The organism is Psychrobacter sp. APC 3279 (genome assembly GCF_030407795.1).
GTDB lineage: Bacteria > Pseudomonadota > Gammaproteobacteria > Pseudomonadales > Moraxellaceae > Psychrobacter.
Window position 1 is genome coordinate 43,669 of sequence record NZ_JASDCR010000011.1, and the last position, 15,014, is coordinate 58,682.

General features: G+C 41.1%; 14 protein-coding genes. 11 read left to right on the top strand and 3 right to left on the bottom strand.

What is annotated here, in order from left to right; genetic code table 11:
* The 5 genes from QL898_RS07415 (at position 1) to lpxC (ending at position 6,330) form a co-directional block, all read left to right on the top strand.
* A complete protein-coding gene (locus tag QL898_RS07415) occupies positions 1 to 993 on the top strand; it encodes a D-alanine--D-alanine ligase (protein ID WP_227684579.1) in 993 nt (330 codons plus the stop codon).
* Positions 994 to 1,370: 377 nt separating this feature from the next.
* Positions 1,371 to 2,159, top strand: a complete 789-nt coding sequence (locus tag QL898_RS07420; RefSeq protein ID WP_290176352.1) for a cell division protein FtsQ/DivIB — start codon at positions 1,371 to 1,373, stop codon at positions 2,157 to 2,159.
* Between the two features lie 164 nt (positions 2,160 to 2,323).
* Entirely contained in the window at positions 2,324 to 3,616 is a 1,293-nt protein-coding gene (gene ftsA / locus QL898_RS07425; RefSeq protein ID WP_057761435.1) for a cell division protein FtsA, read from the top strand.
* Between the two features lie 267 nt (positions 3,617 to 3,883).
* Complete coding sequence (gene ftsZ / locus QL898_RS07430; RefSeq protein ID WP_057761433.1) at positions 3,884 to 5,089, top strand: cell division protein FtsZ; 1,206 nt, start codon at positions 3,884 to 3,886, stop codon at positions 5,087 to 5,089.
* A 323-nt stretch (positions 5,090 to 5,412) separates the two neighbouring features.
* A complete protein-coding gene (gene lpxC / locus QL898_RS07435) occupies positions 5,413 to 6,330 on the top strand; it encodes a UDP-3-O-acyl-N-acetylglucosamine deacetylase (protein ID WP_290176353.1) in 918 nt (305 codons plus the stop codon).
* A 298-nt stretch (positions 6,331 to 6,628) separates the two neighbouring features.
* Here lpxC and QL898_RS07440 read toward each other — a convergent pair whose 3' ends face one another.
* Positions 6,629 to 7,144: a hypothetical protein gene (locus QL898_RS07440; RefSeq protein WP_201548759.1), complete on the bottom strand. Its 516-nt coding sequence runs from the start codon at positions 7,142 to 7,144 to the stop codon at positions 6,629 to 6,631.
* Between the two features lie 249 nt (positions 7,145 to 7,393).
* Here QL898_RS07440 and QL898_RS07445 point away from each other — a divergent pair, with 249 nt between their 5' ends.
* The gene (locus QL898_RS07445) at positions 7,394 to 8,122 is read left to right on the top strand and encodes a CHAP domain-containing protein (protein ID WP_290176354.1); all 729 of its coding nucleotides are present in this window, start codon (positions 7,394 to 7,396) and stop codon (positions 8,120 to 8,122) included.
* Between the two features lie 139 nt (positions 8,123 to 8,261).
* On the opposite strand, the gene QL898_RS07450 is transcribed toward QL898_RS07445, so the two are convergent.
* Complete coding sequence (locus tag QL898_RS07450; protein ID WP_290176355.1) at positions 8,262 to 9,035, bottom strand: hypothetical protein; 774 nt, start codon at positions 9,033 to 9,035, stop codon at positions 8,262 to 8,264.
* Between the two features lie 219 nt (positions 9,036 to 9,254).
* Positions 9,255 to 9,566, bottom strand: a complete 312-nt coding sequence (locus QL898_RS07455) for a YhbY family RNA-binding protein (protein ID WP_057761426.1) — start codon at positions 9,564 to 9,566, stop codon at positions 9,255 to 9,257.
* Positions 9,567 to 9,900: 334 nt separating this feature from the next.
* On the opposite strand from QL898_RS07455, the gene QL898_RS07460 reads away from it, so the two are divergent.
* The 5 genes from QL898_RS07460 (at position 9,901) to QL898_RS07480 (ending at position 14,806) form a co-directional block, all read left to right on the top strand.
* Positions 9,901 to 10,533, top strand: a complete 633-nt coding sequence (locus QL898_RS07460; protein WP_057761424.1) for an SAM-dependent methyltransferase — start codon at positions 9,901 to 9,903, stop codon at positions 10,531 to 10,533.
* Positions 10,534 to 10,934: 401 nt separating this feature from the next.
* Complete coding sequence (gene ftsH / locus QL898_RS07465) at positions 10,935 to 12,830, top strand: ATP-dependent zinc metalloprotease FtsH (RefSeq protein ID WP_057761422.1); 1,896 nt, start codon at positions 10,935 to 10,937, stop codon at positions 12,828 to 12,830.
* A gap of 163 nt (positions 12,831 to 12,993) precedes the next feature.
* Positions 12,994 to 13,887: a dihydropteroate synthase gene (gene folP, locus QL898_RS07470; protein WP_290176356.1), complete on the top strand. Its 894-nt coding sequence runs from the start codon at positions 12,994 to 12,996 to the stop codon at positions 13,885 to 13,887.
* Between the two features lie 126 nt (positions 13,888 to 14,013).
* Positions 14,014 to 14,295, top strand: a complete 282-nt coding sequence (locus tag QL898_RS07475; protein WP_057761419.1) for a succinate dehydrogenase assembly factor 2 — start codon at positions 14,014 to 14,016, stop codon at positions 14,293 to 14,295.
* A 52-nt stretch (positions 14,296 to 14,347) separates the two neighbouring features.
* Positions 14,348 to 14,806: a hypothetical protein gene (locus QL898_RS07480; RefSeq protein WP_290176357.1), complete on the top strand. Its 459-nt coding sequence runs from the start codon at positions 14,348 to 14,350 to the stop codon at positions 14,804 to 14,806.
* Positions 14,807 to 15,014 lie beyond the last annotated feature (208 nt).

A 15,014-nucleotide genomic window follows, 5' to 3' on the forward strand; every position in this document is an offset into this window, starting at 1 on the left:
ATGACAACTGATAATAAAGACAATAATAGCACTCAAAATGCAGCTATCAATGATACATCTGTAGATACGACGACTCATGCAAAAGATGCCAGTCAGTTTGGCAAAGTAGCCGTTATTTATGGTGGCAGTAGCAATGAGCGCAGTGTGTCTTTGGACAGTGGTGCGGCAGTATTGCAAGCGCTGCAAAACCAAGGTGTTGATGCGACTCATTTTGATCCAAAGCATCAAGACATTACTGAGCTACGCAAATATGACCGCGTGTTTAATGTGTTGCATGGTCGCGGCGGCGAAGATGGCCTGCTGCAAGGCGTATTACAGTGGTTTGATATACCGCAAACTGGTTCAGGGATTCTAGCGTCTGCACTAGGTATGGACAAAGTACGTACCAAGCAACTGTGGCAAGGTTGCGGTCTCTCAACTGCACCATTTTCATTATTGACGGCTGATACGGACTGGCAGCAAGTGGTTAACATGCTAGGTTTGCCACTTATTATTAAGCCAGTTCATGAAGGTTCAAGTATTGGCATGACCAAGGTCAACCACCTTGACGAACTGCCTGCCGCTTATGCAACTGCAGTGGAATGTGGTGATGCGGTGATGGCTGAGCGCTGGATTACAGGTCGCGAGTTTACGATTGTGATTATCGATGACGAAGCCTATCCAGTTATTCGCCTTGAGCCTGCCGATATTACTAACTTCTATGATTTTGAAGCAAAGTATAATCGCAACGATACCAGTTACTACATCCCCTGTGGATTGAGCGCTGCTGATGAAAAGCACCTGCAAGATTTAAGCCTTGCAGCATTTCGTGCAGTAGATGCAAAAGGCTGGGGACGTATCGATGCCATGCAAGATGAAGCAGGCAATTTTTGGTTGCTTGAAATCAATACCGTACCAGGTATGACCAGTCACAGTTTGGTGCCAATGGCGGCTAAAGCTCGCGGACTAGATTTTGACGCGCTATGCTGGCATATTTTGGCGCAAACGCTATAACTCTCAAATTAACTAAATTGAGCAGATAGTGGCGACTCTTTGTGTCACTAGAGCTGCTATACCACAGCTTCATGTAAACTTGTGTAAATTCGCTGCTGCTAGTTGGTGTTTGGCTATTGTTTAACCATAAAATACGTTAATATTGTAAGAATAAGTCTATTTCGGTGATATTTATGTTGTTTTGTGAATACAACTGATAACTTATTCATAATTTAAGAAAAATGTTACGTTTAAATCAACGTAATCACTGTATATAAGCTATATTTTTAATAAAATTTGATAACATATCGACTTAATAAGCTTCTGCCAAAAATACGCAGATTTATATCAATAAATAGCATGATCAGTTTTATGCAAATATAGGGACAAAGGTCGTTATGGCTCAAACTGTCAACGAGGTAACTGACTTGATGAGTGATAAAGCCGGTCGCCCAAAATCTAAGATCCAAATACCGGCAACGGTAAAGTATCTATTTATGGTACTGGTCTTAGGTTTGCTAGTGCTAATATTAATGATGGGCGGCAAAGCGTTACGTGATGCGCCGCCCGCAAATATTTATGTCAGTAATCAAGGTTTGTCTGCTGCTCAATATCGCTCATTACAAGACGTGATGGAACAACAACAAGTAAGTAGCTTCTTTACTTCTGATTTGCAAGCATTGCGAGACATCACGATGGGTTTAGCTTGGGTAGACCAAGTGAGTATCTCTCGTGATTGGCAACGTGGCATCGTCGTCAATGCGTTACCCAAACAAGCAGTTGCTAATTTTGGTACAGAACGTTTGGTCGATGCAAAAGGCGCTGTGTTTGTTCCTGCTGATAGTAGAGATTTAACACAAGAACGTTTTGCGACCTTACAGGGTGAGATGTCTCAAGCACCAGTTATTATGCAACAAATGCAGCAGGTCAATGATTGGTATGCACCGCTAGGTATGCAGGTCGAAGATATCATTTTGTCACCGAGAATGACTTGGCTAATCCGCTTTGACAATGGGCTACGTGTGATTGTAGACAATGAAAATACGGCGCAAAAACTACTGAATTTAAGCCAACTGCTTGGCAATCAGTTAAGTACGCGTCGAGATGATATGCAGTCTGTAGATTTACGGTATAAAAATGGCTTTACCATCGCTTGGAACGTGACACAGAGTGCTGAATCAGAATAGCCTAAATAAGCACTACATCTATGCATAACCGATGTGAGCTAATACGGTTTATTTAGTTTAAAGAAAATATGTACAACATCATAGCGTATTAGTAACGCTTTTTTTAATGATTTAATAGAAGAGCATTACCTGTTCTTCTATTTAGCGATAATTTGTCTGGTACCATGAAAAATAATGAAAATCTGGTTGTTGTCCATCTAAGTGCCACGGCAGTATATGTCGTCATAGGCAATGTTGTCTCTGCAAAAGACATTCGTATTTTGGGCGTAGGACAAGTTAAAAACAGCGATTTTTATCAAGGTCAAATAAAGCATCGTGAACGTCTGCAAGGTGCTATTAAGCAAGCCATTCAAGAAGCAGAAGACACCGCTAACTGCCGTGTGCATAGTGTTTGGTTAACGCTTGCGACCCCTGAGCTATCTAGCAAAAACAGTGCTGGAGAGGTCAAAGTAGAAGATGAAGTTGTACGTGCCAAAGACATGGTACAAGCATTGGCCAATGCAAAGTCGCGTGATTTATCATCTGACTATTATTTGATGCATTGCTGTCAGCAAGGTATTTATGTCGATGAGCAAGACTTTATGGTGGATGATGTCATCGAAATGATGGCACACAATATCACCGTGATGTACCACATGATGATGATGCCTGTTGCCAGCCGTCAGAATATCCAAAAGCTATTGCAAAGTTGTGACGTCGGCATTGATCATATTGTTTTCGATGCAGTGACCAGTGCTGAGTATAGTTTGATGACTGAGGAACGCCAGCAAGGGGTATGCTTGGTCGATATCGGTGCTAGTACGACCAGCATTTGTGTGTATAAAGAGAATAAACTGATTTTTACACATTGTATAGCAACAGGCAGTCATGAAGTGACAATGGATATTTCAGCTGATTTTGGTATTTCCATGATTGAAGCTGAAAAGCTGAAGAAGTCTCATGGTACAGCAGATGTTAATAGTGTCGATCCAAGCGCATTCTTTTTATTCAAGCCTCAAGGATCGGGCGACGAAATCAATATTGGCATCTATAACCTAGCACGCATCATTGAGGCTCGTTACGTTCAGATATTCACTGAAGTAGCGCGTCAATTACACGAAGCAGGTTTGATAGGCTATATCGATAAAGGGATTGTGTTGACTGGCGGCGGTAGTACGATTAAAGGTATGATACCCTTTGCCAAAAAGCTACTAAAAATGCCTGTTGTATTGACCAATACTCATCCTGCTATCAGTGCTTATAATCATTTCGATAATGACGAGTCATTTAAGCTATTAAATAGTCAAGTAAATGATCGTGCTTATCAGACCGCTTTTGGCACATTGCTATATAGTCAGAGTGAGCAATTCCGCCGTAGCGAAAAAAGCGAACCTGAAGCGATTCAAAACAATCGAGTATCAGGCGTGTTTCGGAGTGCGGGTCAACGGTTTGCAAATGTTTTGAAGAAAATATTATAGACTTGTTTAACCTCATATCTAAAGCATCCATACGTTATGGAATGTCTCTAAGTTGGTTAAGCAAAAAAAATAGAGCAATATTGCGAATAAATTCGTTTTAAAAATAAAGTATTAAGTGATAATGACATATTATTGTCTATACTGATCGATTTTAGTCATACCCTGTTTTATTTAAATACATTTATATATAGTATGTCGATAGCGCGCCACATGAGTGCGTTACTATGTATCGACTTACACGCTATCTGCAACTGGAGAATCTTTTTTATGTCAAAATACACCATGCCAGATGATAATCAGCTTCAAAACAATGGCCAAGCAAGCTTCACTGTATTCGGTGTTGGTGGCGGCGGCGGTAATGCAGTTGAACATATGGTACAGCAAGGCATCAGAGGTGTAACGTTCGTTTGTGCCAATACAGATAAACAAGCGCTAGATCGTCTTACTGCACCGCACAAACTGCAATTAGGTGCAAAAACGAACCGTGGTCTAGGGGCAGGCGCAAATCCAGAAGTCGGTCGTGAAGCAGCAGAGAGCGAAGAAGAAGCGATTCGCGCATTGCTTGAGCACTCAGATATGGTATTTATCACTGCTGGTATGGGCGGCGGTACTGGTACAGGCGCCGCGCCAGTTGTTGCTCGTATTGCGAAAGAAATGGAAGTATTAACAGTTGCTGTTGTGACTACGCCATTCAAATTCGAAGGTGGTAAGCGTATCAAAGCTGCTAAAGCAGGTATTGAGCAGCTGACTAACTTTGTCGACTCAATTATCACGATTCCAAATGATAAATTAATGAGTGTATACGGCAACATCTCTATGCAAGATGCTTTCAAAAAAGCGGATGATGTATTGCTGCATGCCGTTCAAGGTATTGCGGAAACCATCGCTAGCGAAGGTATGATCAACATTGACTTTAACGATATCCGTACGGCGATGACTGCTAAAGGTCATGCGATGATGGGTATTGGCCGTGCTAGCGGTGATGATCGTGCGCGTCAAGCGACTGAAAAAGCCATCAGATCACCACTACTTGATGATTTGCGTTTAGAAAATGCAAAAGGTCTACTGGTTAACGTTATTTCTTCAGAGTCATTGTCATTAGATGAGATGAGCAAAATCAGTGCAATAGTCGAAGAAATTACTGACATCGACGACGCTCACATTTTCTACGGTTCTGTGATTGATGAAAAAATGGGTGACGACTTACATGTAACTGTCATCGCAACTGGCTTAACATTAGACGAAAACGCAGGTCAAGAGCCAGAAGTAGTAGAGCAACCAGTCCCTTCTGTTAATAGCACGCAACCTGTCGATCCTAATGTGCATACCAGCGCTTTAAACAGTCAGAAGCAGTCTCAAGCTCAGCAGTATCAAGATAGCGTTGCACGTCCTAGTGCAAGTGCACCTCAAGAGCAGCCTAAGACGAAAACAAACAGTATTCAGGACTATTTAAAGCGTCAACAGAATAAATAGTAATTCTAATTTACTGTAAGTAAGAAAGAGCCAGCGTTTCAACGCTGGTTTTTTTGTGTTTAAAGAAAGATGAACCGTTTCTATAAGAAAAGTCATGACAGTTTTCTATGTAATCTATATGTATATGACTGTCGAAAATTATGTGAGTCTCACTTTTTTATAGCATTAGATAGACCATATAAAGTAAAAATCAGCAATAGGAAGTTGACGATAAGTGTTATCAATCAAGGAGATAAGAAAATTAGCGCTTTTTATATATAGCGAATAAGGGGTCGGTAATGGTACACTATGTCAATTGTAACAAAATATGTGAGAAGACAACCATGAACCAAAGAACCATAAAAACAGCAATAGCCGTTACGGGTACTGGTCTACATAGTGGTCAGCCTGTTGACTTGGAGTTTCATCCACAGCCGATTGACACTGGTATTGTTTTCGAGCGCTCTGACATAGAAGGTAGTCAACCAATCCCAGCGAGTGCGTTTTTAGTACAAGACACGATGATGTCATCGAACTTAGTGTTTGGTGGTACGCGAGTGGGCACGGTTGAGCATCTGCTCAGTGCCATCGCTGGTCTAGGAGTAGACAATCTGTTAGTTCGTGTCTCTGCTTCAGAGATACCAATTATGGATGGTAGTGCTGCGCCTTTTGTTGCGCTCTTACTTGATGCAGGATTTTGTGAGCAAGAAGCGGCCAAGAAATTTATTAAAATTATACGTCCAGTACGAGTAAAACTAGAAGATAAATGGGCAGAGCTACGTCCTTATGAAGGGTATGAATTAAATTTCGAAATTGATTTTGATCATCCTGCATTTGATAAGAACTTTCAGCATGCACAGTTGCAGTTCTCTACACAGAACTTTATCGAACAATTAAGCACTGCGCGTACTTTTGGATTTTTACGTGATATAGAAGCACTACGTCAAAACAACTTAGCACTTGGCGGCAGTATGGAAAACGCCATCGTTATCGATGATGTCAACATACTTAATGCAGAAGGCTTACGTTTTAACGATGAGTTTGTTCGTCATAAAATTTTAGATGCTTTGGGAGATTTGCATCTGATTGGCTACCCAATTTTAGGTCGTTTTAACGCCTATAAGTCTGGTCATGCTCTAAATAATTTATTAGTACGTGAAATACTGTCTGACGCAGATAACTTTGAAATTGTAACTTTTGATGACAATGTAACCTGTCCTATAGAGTATTTACCGCTTAACGATTTGGTTATTGAAGGATAAATACAGGAATATACAGGAAGTATCGAAACATTTACGCAATATTACATAGTAGGCTCATAATTACATTTATATAATATTTTATATTATGAATATATTGTCTATATGAATATACGAATTTTCCGTTAAGGCATATAATACAAAAGCTGTAGATGATTTTTAAGTCCTTCGTTAGCTATATCCATAATCTGGATGTAACTAACGAAGGATTTTTTTTATCTAATACATTACAAAAATCCATCTTTATCGATGCCATCACCTGCTCTTATTTACATAACTTTACATTTAATAGTCGGTATTTTTAATGATTAATCAAACTCAAAAGGGCTTTTTTGAGATTTTCATCAGTGGTGACATGCTCTGCGGCCTGTGATATAGTCCGTTTTGTGTTCTGGCTAAGCGCCTGATTTTCATTGGCTTTACGAGAATTTGGCAAGTGCAGTGATGATGTTAATGATTGTTTAGATGAATAATTATCGGCAGAGCTTTTAGCCACAACGACGCGAATTTGCTTGAGTTGTTTAAATGTAATTGACTGCTCCGTTAGTATTTGCAAATACGAGCTATGTAAATAGCGAATATGATTTGCTGCTGTCATTGAGCTAACACTCAATATCAACTGCTCAGGTGTTAAGCCTACAACCCAACAGGTATTGAGGATTTCCTCAGGTAGACAGTCTACCAATAGCTCTTTTATCTCGTTGGTTGCTTCTATATATAGTCGCATGTTGTTAGCAAGGGTTTGAGGTAGCGCGCTACCAGCAAATGCTTGATGATCTATAAGCTGGGCAAGCCGATTAGGTTGTTTTTTTGACATCGTAAGTACTCATCTAATAGGTGACAAACTCGATACTCATAACAGACATGCTAAAAGCAATATATAGCAGATGGCTTATAAGATAGTTGACTAGGTGGGAGGTACTACTGGCACTAGTCACTATTTGAAAAGAATGAACCGTTGTAATAGGGATTTTATCACGTCTATTTGATGATTATATCCTCTAAATTAATTGATGCTTCGTTACGGATGACGAGCAGACTTGTATTAACAATAGGTAGTAAATTTATGAAACAAGCTTTATTAATTTTGTCAGTATTGGGAATGGGTATCGCACAGACGAGTGGTGCTGCCGAAATAACCTTTCAACCAAATAATACCTTGAGTCATACCATCACAAATATTTCTACTTCTGCGAACTATGGTTCTAGTCGCAACATCTATAGCACTAACAGTGGTGCACATGTATATAGCAACGATGAGATCAGTCAAGCAATTGACAATCTAAGCGCTCATGCTAAGCAAAAAGAATATCAACTGGCTTCACTGACCAGTCGTTTGTCTTACGAGCAGCGTCAGCAGCAAGCCAGCCGTGTACCTGACCGCAACTCTGCTCCTGCTATTGCAGCAGCAAATGCCTCTCGTGTCGCTCTATCTAGAAGCTCTGGCTACTGTGCTCGCTATGTGCGTAAGGCATTACAGTCAGCAGGTTATAAGTTTACGCCTAACCCTTCAGCTTATCAGTACGCCTCTCGTGGCACGCTAGCCCAAGCCGGCTTTACCAAGATCAGTAACGACATGGCACCACAAGTTGGTGATGTCGTTGTCTATAACCGCACGTCAAGCCGTCCACATGGTCATATCCAGATCTTTGATGGCAACGACTGGGTATCTGATTTCCGTCAAAACAGCATCAGCCCATATAGCGGCAATTACAGCTATACGACATGGCGTGATTCGCGGTATGTTGATGATGCATCAGATCGTGGTATCTACCTTGCGATGGCTGACAAATAAACATCGATTAGATGCAGTAAGCATTAGTTAAATAAGACTAAAGTTTTCTCCAAACTCAGTAATGCTCTTTATGACATTGCTGGGTTTTTTTTGTGTTTCAAAAGGTGATGCCTAAGTGAGTACAGTTTATATAACCGAATTAAAGCTCAAACTTGGGCCAATAGTCGCGTTTGTGAAAATCAGGCGGGGAGGCATGGCCCGAGGCAAAGTATAAATCAGTTTCGCCAAACCATAAGATGACACAAGGATGTATTTGTTCAATCATCATATTGGCAATAGCGTATTGTTGATTCGGTAGTTGAATTATAGGCAGTCTAAAGCTGCGCTCATAATGAGCAGGTGTCTGCGCTACCATTGGAGTGCTAGATAACGGGTTCTCCCCTGATATATCTGCTAGCTCTTTACAGTTATGCCAATTAATAGATGCGCGTGTGGTTCCGTCGGTCTCGTACAATGGTACTGGCGGTAGTGTCGCAGGGTTACGATAGCCCTCAAACTGATAAACAGCGTAACGACCATCAGGACTCGCATTAATCTCTATATAAGCGGTTGTCTGCTGAAATGGTATCTTGTGAGGTTCTGTCTGGTGGCGTGCTACGATATCTTCGTTATTAATCTTACTACCATCAACTTTACTGCCAGCAATAAAACATTCAAGGCAAGTTTCTTCCCATAGGTAATCAGTGAAATTTACTTGAGTTTGTTGCCCTGTTGGCCAATGGAGTTGATTGGCTAGAATTTGACTAGGCAGAGTCACTTGATAGGTCAGCACTAGCTGCAAAGCTGGTTGCTGGATGATCTCTGCACTTACTTCGATAGAGATATTCTCAAGCGCTTCTATAGATACACCTAATTGCTGAGCGTCTTTCGCTATCGTCTCTGTGGCTATACAGAGGTTAAAAGATTGGTTCATTATGAGTACATCTCGACGGTAATAATAAAGAGGTAGTAGTGACAAGAGAAATCATACTAATTCAGGGCACTAATACTATATGTTAAGTATAACCGAGACTATCAGAAAAAATAAAAGCCGCGAGCAAGATGCGTCGCGGCTTTTGTATTTCATCATCGTTTAGCTATGATGTAAGTGAACATAAAACCCAGTCACTTAATGCCAGTCTATCATGACATATTACTGCGCGTGACGTGCTAGGTTAGACAGTTTTGGGTTGGCATTTGGGTTTTTACGTAGTAATAATGCCATACGACCAATAGAGTGAACCAAAGACGCATTAGCCGCTTTAGCAAGTTCAGCGCCAACGATGTCACGCTCTTCTTTCGTGCCAGCAGGCAATTTCACTTTGATAAGCTCATGATCTGTTAGCGCGCGATCGATTTCTTCAGTAATGGTTGGAGTAATACCCTTGTTGCCGATCATAACGATAGGCTTTAGCTCGTGACCGATGCCCTTTAGACGTTTGATGGTAGCGTTATCGAGTTGCATAGAATTCCTAAGTGTTGGTAAAAATAAAAATGGTATTGTCAAAAACAGTTATTGATCATTATAGATAATCTGTGACCATCTTGCATAAGATCAGCAGGATTTTGCACGATTTTACGTGACGAAAATGTTAAACTGAGTATTTGGTACATTATAAACGCTACTGCCTTATAAAACAGTTATTTAACCAATAGAATTTGGTCAGTTTGCAACCAACCATGAATAAAAAATTTGATTAACACCGTATTTAGAATAATCCGCAACGGATTAATATCAGTTTGTAAGTGATAGAGCAATTAAAGCAGTTAGATTTAGTAAAGCAATAGGAGCAGGTATTTTGGCCACGCGTATCGAAAACAAAAAACTATCAAAGAGCAGCAGTGCTTGGATGAAAGAGCATATTGACGATCATTATGTGCAAAAGGCTCAAAAAGATGGCTACCGTGCCCGTGCCGCTTATAAATTATTAGAGATTAATGAAAAAACCAATCTAATCAAAAAAGGTATGACGGTCGTAGATTTGGGTAGTGCGCCTGGTAGTTGGTCACAAGTCGCTGGTCGATTGGTAGGTGACGATGGTATCTTGATTGCCTCTGATATTTTGGCGATGGATACCTTGCCTGATGTGACCTTTATTCAGGGTGATTTTCGTGAAGCTGAAGTGTTTGATGCCATTATGGCAGAAGTGGGTGATAGACAAGTCGATGTCGTATTGTCTGACATGGCACCCAATACGGCTGGGAACAGTGCTATCGATCAGCCACGTATGATGTACTTATGTGAGTTGGCAGTAGACTTCGCGCTTGCAACCTTACCAGAAGGTGGCGCACTTATTATGAAAGTGTTTCAAGGCGAGGGTACACAAGAATTACGCAAGCAGATGCAGCAGGATTTTAGTAAGATTCGTAGTATAAAGCCAGGTGCGTCACGACCACGCTCAAAAGAGATGTTTTGGATAGCGATTAAATAGTTTTAACATCAATAGGTTGCTGCTCTTGTAAGCGTGAGGGTAAACCACCATAAAGTGTTATTATCGCGATATAAAAGCTACATCAATTGTTAGATGAATAATCGTGAAACCTGCTTGAATTATGCGGGTTAACACCACATATCATGGTATATTACCTTTGTTTTTAGCATACGTTTTAGGCAAAGTCGTCTGATAATAAGCGTTTTACAAGCTCAATGATCGTATATCTATGTTTATCTCATACTGATTATTTATAAAAACAATTTTTATGCTACCTATAAATCATATAAGTTTAATTTAGCAGCTTTTTATTATCGGGATATTCGTTAAAAATGAGCAATACGTTTATAGATGTCACGTGTTTAATAAACACACCAATAAGTAAGGGATGGGAATAACTAGTGAGCGACATGGTAAAAAATACCTTATTGTGGCTGGTGGTAATCGGCGTTTTGGTGCTGGTGTTTAGCGGCTTTGATCAATCCTCTGAGCCGGATAACCTTAACTACTCTGAGTTTGTGACCGCAGTGTCAGAAAACCAAGTAGCCAGTGTCGAGATCGACGGCGAACAGATCACCGGCGAAAAGAAAAATGGCTCATCTTTTGAGACCATTAGACCAGCTGTGTCAGATGACCAGCTCATGCCAATGCTACGTGAGAACCAAGTCGAAGTTCAAGGAACTGCACCAAAGCGCCAAAGCGTATTAATGCAATTACTGATAGCCAGCTTCCCAATTCTATTGATTATTGGTCTGTTCTTATTCTTTATGCGTAATATGCAAGGCGGCGCTGGCGGTAAAGGCGGCGGCCCAATGAGCTTTGGTAAGTCGAAAGCAAAAATGCTGACCGAAGATCAAATCAACGTTAACTTCGAAGATGTGGCGGGTTGTGAAGAAGCCAAAGAAGAAGTTGTTGAAGTGGTTGAGTTCTTACGTGATCCAGATAAATTTACCAAACTGGGTGCAACGATTCCTCGTGGTATCTTGATGGTAGGTCCTCCAGGTACAGGTAAAACTTTGCTAGCAAGAGCTATTGCTGGTGAAGCTAAAGTACCGTTCTTCTCAATTTCAGGTTCTGATTTTGTTGAGATGTTCGTTGGTGTTGGTGCATCTCGTGTCCGTGATATGTTCGAACAGGCAAAGAAAAGCGCTCCTTGTATTATCTTTATTGATGAGATTGATGCAGTCGGTCGTCATCGTGGTTCCGGTATGGGCGGCGGTAACGATGAGCGCGAGCAGACATTGAACCAACTATTGGTTGAGATGGATGGTTTTGAAGGCAATGAAGGCGTTATCGTCATTGCAGCAACTAACCGTGCTGATGTACTGGATAAAGCATTATTGCGTCCAGGTCGTTTTGACCGTCAGGTGCAAGTAGGTTTGCCGGATATCAAAGGCCGTGAGCAAATATTGAAAGTTCATTTGAAGAAACTGCCGAACACAATCAGTGTAGATGCCAGTTCTCTTGCTCGTGGTACGCCTGGATTTAGTGGCGCACAGCTTGCCAACCTTGTAAACGAAGCTGCATTATTTGCTGCGCGTCGTAACAAGACTAGCGTCGATATGAATGACTTCGAAGATGCAAAAGACAAGCTATATATGGGTCCTGAACGTAAATCAATGGTAATCCGCGAAGAAGAGCGCCGTGCAACTGCATATCACGAAGCGGGTCATGCGTTAGTAGCTGAGCTATTGCCAGGTACAGATCCGGTGCATAAAGTCACTATTATGCCGCGTGGTTTTGCCCTTGGTGTGACTTGGCAGTTGCCTGAGCATGATCAGACCAGTATGTATAAGTCGAAAATGCTGAGCGACATTGCTATTTTGTTCGGTGGTCGTATTGCTGAAGAAGTGTTTATCAATCAGATGTCGACGGGTGCTTCGAACGACTTTGAACGTGCTACCAAAATGGCACGTGCAATGGTCACAAAGTACGGTATGTCTGATGCACTTGGTATCATGGTGTACGAAGATGACGACAACTCGCAAGGATATTTCGGCGGTGGTGGGCGTACTATCTCTGAAGCCACGCAGCAGAAAGTCGATGAAGAAGTGCGTCGTATGCTAGAAGAGCAGTATGATATCGCTCGTGAGTTGATTGAAGCTAATCAGGATAAGATGCATGCAATGGTTGATGCGCTTATGAACTGGGAAACTATTGATCGTGATCAGCTGCAAGATATTTTAGCAGGTGAGGAACCACGTCCACCAAGAGTTTACCAGCATAACGAAGTAAACTTGTCGAAAAATGATGTTAAAACAACGGGTGCTACACCGCCACCACTACCAGCGATGTAAGTGTTAGCACATTCATGTTTTATAGAAAGCCCTTTATGATAAAGGGCTTTTTATTGTCATCATTTTATCAAGGATTTAGAACCCCATAAGATTTACTGGTATCATAAGCGTAGATAACAATAACTAAAGCTACATTATAAACTTTACTTGCGATGGATTATTCATGTCATTATTCCAACCTTTACCCAACTACCAAGTATCTAGCCGTGATAAAACCTTAGATTTATCACAGCCGCATGTCATGGGTATCCTGAACGTAACGCCAGATTCATTTTCGGACGGTGGGCAGTTTAACGCAGTAGATAAAGCCGTCGCTCATTGCCAGCAGATGATAAATAAAGGGGCTACTATTATTGATATCGGTGGTGAATCTACTCGTCCAAATGCGCAAAATGTGGCGACTGATGATGAGATACAACGAGTTGTGCCAGTGATTCGAGCCATTCGTCAGCACTGTGGCGACAGTATTTGGTTATCGATTGATACTAGTAGCCCTGAAGTCATGCAGGCAGCATTTAATGAAGGTGCTGACATTTGGAACGATGTACGAGCACTGAAACGTACGGGTGCGGCAGAGCTGGCGGCTAAACTTGATATACCTGTTATGCTAATGCATATGCGCGGTGAGCCAACGACAATGAATAATCTGGCACAGTATGACGATGTGATCGATGAAGTGCGTACAGAGCTGCTCGACCGTATTAATGAAGTAGTGAGCATCGGCGTCAAACAAAGCAATATCATTATCGACCCAGGTTTTGGTTTTGCCAAAAACTATGAGCATCACTGCGCATTATTAAGCCAGCTGAGTAGCTTGAAAACATTAGGGCTGCCGATAATGTTTGGCATTTCTCGCAAGCGTTTTTTAGCAGAAATATTGACCAAAAGTGGGGTGCAATTCGTAAGTACGACGCAAGCGGTAGAGCGTGATTCGGCAGGAACCGCAGCTGGGCTATTGGCCTTACAGCAAGGCGCAAGTATCATTCGTACGCATAATGTAGCGATGATGCAGCAAGCAGTGGCCTTATGGAGTCAACTGTCAGCATATCGTTGTTAAACTCATTCTACATGTTCGAATGCATAGTGAGATTTCAAGACTATAAATATTCTATACGCTATGCCTGATATTTTTTTCTAAACTATCTAAACCCACAAGACTATCCAATTTAATAAGAGTAAATTTATGACTAGTACCACTCAGCCAGAACCAACTAATGAACAGCGCCGTATCATTTATCAAGCTCGCCGCGGATTAAAAGAATTGGATTTTTATATTGATCCTTACGTCAAGGAGCTGTATCTGACAGCAGATGCTACTGAACAAGCAACCTTTGCAGAAATGCTCACTCATGAAGACCCAGACTTGCTAGACTATTTTACCAATCAAAATCGTCCAGAAGAGGACGATATCTGGGCGTTGGTCAATAAGATAAAAACATGGCGCCATACCAAAGACTTGGTTTAGGTCTTAAGGAATGGGTCGGCACAATACCTAACGTTTCCCATGGTACGCTTATATGATGCCAGTAACCTCGCTACGTATTGATACAGTTATCACGCCTACCAGTTATTTACGCGCGCTGCTATATGTAGCTTTGACTGGCGTTATGATGATATTGGCATGGTTTGCATCTTTGGCTTTGTGGCAGTATTTACTGATCTTAATAGTCTCGGCAGCAGTTGCAAGTTATCTGATTATATCGAGACCAATCCTGTTACATATTAGTCAGCCATCGCTCAGTCAGCGTATTGATAAAGAATGGCAATTACTGATACGAACGGGCCGCGGCGATGAATTATGGCAAGCAGAGTTAGTTGATATAAATCGCTATCAGTGGGCGATGAGTGTCGAATTCAATATCGTTGAGCCTTATCAAAGAACGTTTTCGACGACTATATTTCGCGATCAAGTAAATTCTGATCAATGGCGACAATTAAATATTTTAGCCAATATCAGTAAGGGTAATGCTAGTTAACTGAGTATTTATGGAGCTTAGTTTTTTCCTTTTACGATGAAAAATCCCTACACGTCATAACAAAATAGCTATCTCAAAGGACAAAGAGGTTTGTTATATTAAAATCTGTTATATTAAAAATAGAAAATAAAACTCGTAATTCTGCTGTACTGTTAGTAAAGAATATGTAGGCAGATATGAGGTTTGATAAGTTTTAGCAGTATTTTTG

What these genes read in the sequence shown, in the direction of transcription:
- QL898_RS07415 (WP_227684579.1), top strand. Translation starts at nt 1, where the DNA reads ATGACAACTGATAATAAAGACAATAATAGCACTCAAAATGCAGCTATC.
- QL898_RS07420 (WP_290176352.1), top strand. Translation starts at nt 1,371, where the DNA reads ATGGCTCAAACTGTCAACGAGGTAACTGACTTGATGAGTGATAAAGCC.
- folP (WP_290176356.1), top strand. Translation starts at nt 12,994, where the DNA reads ATGTCATTATTCCAACCTTTACCCAACTACCAAGTATCTAGCCGTGAT.
- QL898_RS07450 (WP_290176355.1), bottom strand. Translation starts at nt 9,035, where the DNA reads ATGAACCAATCTTTTAACCTCTGTATAGCCACAGAGACGATAGCGAAA.
- QL898_RS07480 (WP_290176357.1), top strand. Translation starts at nt 14,348, where the DNA reads ATGATGCCAGTAACCTCGCTACGTATTGATACAGTTATCACGCCTACC.
- QL898_RS07475 (WP_057761419.1), top strand. Translation starts at nt 14,014, where the DNA reads ATGACTAGTACCACTCAGCCAGAACCAACTAATGAACAGCGCCGTATC.
- QL898_RS07445 (WP_290176354.1), top strand. Translation starts at nt 7,394, where the DNA reads ATGAAACAAGCTTTATTAATTTTGTCAGTATTGGGAATGGGTATCGCA.
- ftsA (WP_057761435.1), top strand. Translation starts at nt 2,324, where the DNA reads ATGAAAAATAATGAAAATCTGGTTGTTGTCCATCTAAGTGCCACGGCA.
- QL898_RS07455 (WP_057761426.1), bottom strand. Translation starts at nt 9,566, where the DNA reads ATGCAACTCGATAACGCTACCATCAAACGTCTAAAGGGCATCGGTCAC.
- ftsZ (WP_057761433.1), top strand. Translation starts at nt 3,884, where the DNA reads ATGTCAAAATACACCATGCCAGATGATAATCAGCTTCAAAACAATGGC.
- lpxC (WP_290176353.1), top strand. Translation starts at nt 5,413, where the DNA reads ATGAACCAAAGAACCATAAAAACAGCAATAGCCGTTACGGGTACTGGT.
- QL898_RS07440 (WP_201548759.1), bottom strand. Translation starts at nt 7,144, where the DNA reads ATGTCAAAAAAACAACCTAATCGGCTTGCCCAGCTTATAGATCATCAA.